This is a genomic window from Bianquea renquensis (assembly GCF_014384895.1).
Classification (GTDB): Bacteria; Bacillota; Clostridia; order Lachnospirales; family Bianqueaceae; genus Bianquea; species Bianquea renquensis.
In genome coordinates this window covers 1-2,265 of the sequence record NZ_JACRSQ010000072.1, presented here as the reverse complement: position 1 = coordinate 2,265, position 2,265 = coordinate 1, and the positions used below count along the sequence as shown (strand labels likewise).

Annotated in this window: 3 protein-coding genes; all 3 read right to left on the bottom strand. The window is 49.6% G+C overall.

Going from position 1 to position 2,265, the window contains the following annotated elements:
- Positions 1–250: 250 nt before the first annotated feature.
- Positions 251–1,201 (bottom strand): carbohydrate ABC transporter permease, encoded by a 951-nt coding sequence (locus H8730_RS17180; RefSeq protein ID WP_249290275.1) that lies wholly within the window; start codon positions 1,199–1,201, stop codon positions 251–253.
- A gap of 28 nt (positions 1,202–1,229) precedes the next feature.
- Complete coding sequence (locus H8730_RS17175; protein WP_249290274.1) at positions 1,230–1,964, bottom strand: ABC transporter permease subunit; 735 nt, start codon at positions 1,962–1,964, stop codon at positions 1,230–1,232.
- A gap of 55 nt (positions 1,965–2,019) precedes the next feature.
- Positions 2,020–2,265 (bottom strand): hypothetical protein (locus H8730_RS17170; RefSeq protein ID WP_249290273.1); only part of this gene is annotated, 246 nt, incomplete at its 5' end.

Below are 2,265 nucleotides of genomic sequence, written 5' to 3'. Positions count from 1 at the left end.
CGATCTCTCCCGTGCTCGGCGTCGAATCCGCCTCAGAACTTTGATTGGAGCTCTGATTGCTGGTACTGCTATCCGCCGTGCTGCTGTTGTCGTCTTTCTTGCATCCCATGCTCAACCCTGCCAGCATGCTGAGTGCTAACGCCAAAACCAGCACTTGTTTTGCTCGTTTCCTCATTCCTTGTTCCTCCTTATTTTTTGTTGTATATATTGCACACGCCTGCGTTTTCCGCCGCCGTGATTGCAATCCCTCTTATCCCTTCACCGCTCCCACCATGATTCCTTTCACAAAATACCTCTGCACAAACGGATACACCAGGAGTATCGGCACCGTGATTACCACCGTCACCGTCAGCTTCACCGACGTCGGCGTCAACGCGTTCAATGCCTGTTCATTCGCGCTCACTGTCCCGTTGGCGATCTGCTGGGCCAGCTGCGCCGCCTGCCGGAAGTACATGTTCAGAATATACTGCAGGGTGTACAGCTTCGGCGACTGGATGTAGAGCAAACAGTCCATGAAGTTATTCCAATGCCCTACCGCACTGTACAGCGCGATCGTCGCCAAGATCGGCACACACAGCGGCAGCACGATCACTGCAAATCGTCGGAAATACCCCGCCCCATCGATCTGCGCTGACTCTTCCAGCGATGCCGGCAGCGACTCTATGTACGTCTTCACCAGCACCATGTTGTATACCGATATCAGACTCGGGATGATATACACCCAAAAGGTGTCCATCAACCCCAGCATCTTGATGTTTAAGTATACCGGGATCAAGCCTGCGCTGAAGTACATCGTCGCCACCGTCAGCCGGTACCACACCTTTCTCCCCCACAGTTCCTCTTTGGTGAAGAGATATGCCATATACGATGTGATCAGCGTACACAATACCGTCCCGATCACCGTCCTCGCCACCGAGTTGATGGCTCCTGTCCCCATATTCGGCAGCTTCATGATATTCACATAGTTGTCAAAGTGCAGCCCGATGGGATAGAACATCACCCGCCCTAAGTCCACCAGCTTGTTGTCGCTTATGGTGTTGATGACTATATAGTAAAAGGGGTACACGCAGATCAGCGTGATCAATGTAAACACCGTATAGTTTATGATCTGAAAGATGTGATCCCCTACCGAATACTTGATTTTATTCTTCCTTCGTCCCGAGATCTCTCTGACCTTCGCCACTTTTTCCTTCTCTCCCATTTCGCTCCTCCTTCCTTCTCTCTCCGTATCAGAATACGCTGGTCCCTCGTACCTTCTTCGATAAAAAGTTCGCAAAGGCAAAGAGGAGTAGCGCTATCCCCGACTTCATGATTCCCACTGCCGTCGCAAAGGGGATATTGTTGCTCGTTCCGATTCCTAAATTGTACACATACAGGTCCAGCACTTCGATATGCTCTTTATTCATGGCATTCTGGAACACATAGAATTGTTCCATCCCTGTGTTTAGAAAGTTTCCTATGCTCATGATCAACAACACGAAATATGTCGAAAACAATCCCGGCACTGTGATATACCAGATCTTCTGCATCCGGCTCGCCCCGTCGATCATCGCCGCCTCGTACTGTTCCTGGTCAATCCCCGCTATGGCCGCTAAGTAGATGATCGCACTCCATCCCAGTCCCTTCCATATGTCGTATCCCTTCATCGTGATCCACACATGGTTCGGCGTCGCCAGAAAATTGATCGGCGTCTCCAGGATTCCCATCTTGATCAACAGCGTGTTCACAAATCCTGAATTGGACAGCATGAAGAACGCTACCGAATACATGATTACCCAGCTGATGAAATGCGGTAGGGTCGTCAGCGACTGCACCACCCGCTGATACTTCCGTGACCTCATCTCATTGAGAAAGATCGCAAAGATCGCGGCCAATGGCGAGAACAGGATATTCAGCCCTGCCATAGCCACGGTGTTGATCATCACTTGCCCCACCTTCGACCTCAGCGCCTCGTTGGCAAACATTTTTGTGAAATTCTCCAACCCAACAAAATTCACTTTGCTCCAGGGCAACCCTGCCTTATAATCTGTAAAGGCGTATATCCATCCCCGCAATGGAAGATACGAGAATATAAAGACAAACAGCAAACATGGTACCAGCATGAAAAATAGCTTGATTGACTTTTTGGGCTTCTTTCCCACCGCCATACCTGGCATTTGACCAACCCCTTCTCTCTTTGTTTTCGGCACTCTGCACGAACTCGGGTTTGTTCTTTTTTACAATTTGTGCCCTTTGATTTTGCATAAAGTATAACACTTTACGAAT

Coding starts and splice junctions, on each gene's coding strand:
- H8730_RS17180 (WP_249290275.1), bottom strand. CDS start 1,201: ATGGGAGAGAAGGAAAAAGTGGCGAAGGTCAGAGAGATCTCGGGACGA.
- H8730_RS17175 (WP_249290274.1), bottom strand. CDS start 1,964: ATGTTTGCCAACGAGGCGCTGAGGTCGAAGGTGGGGCAAGTGATGATC.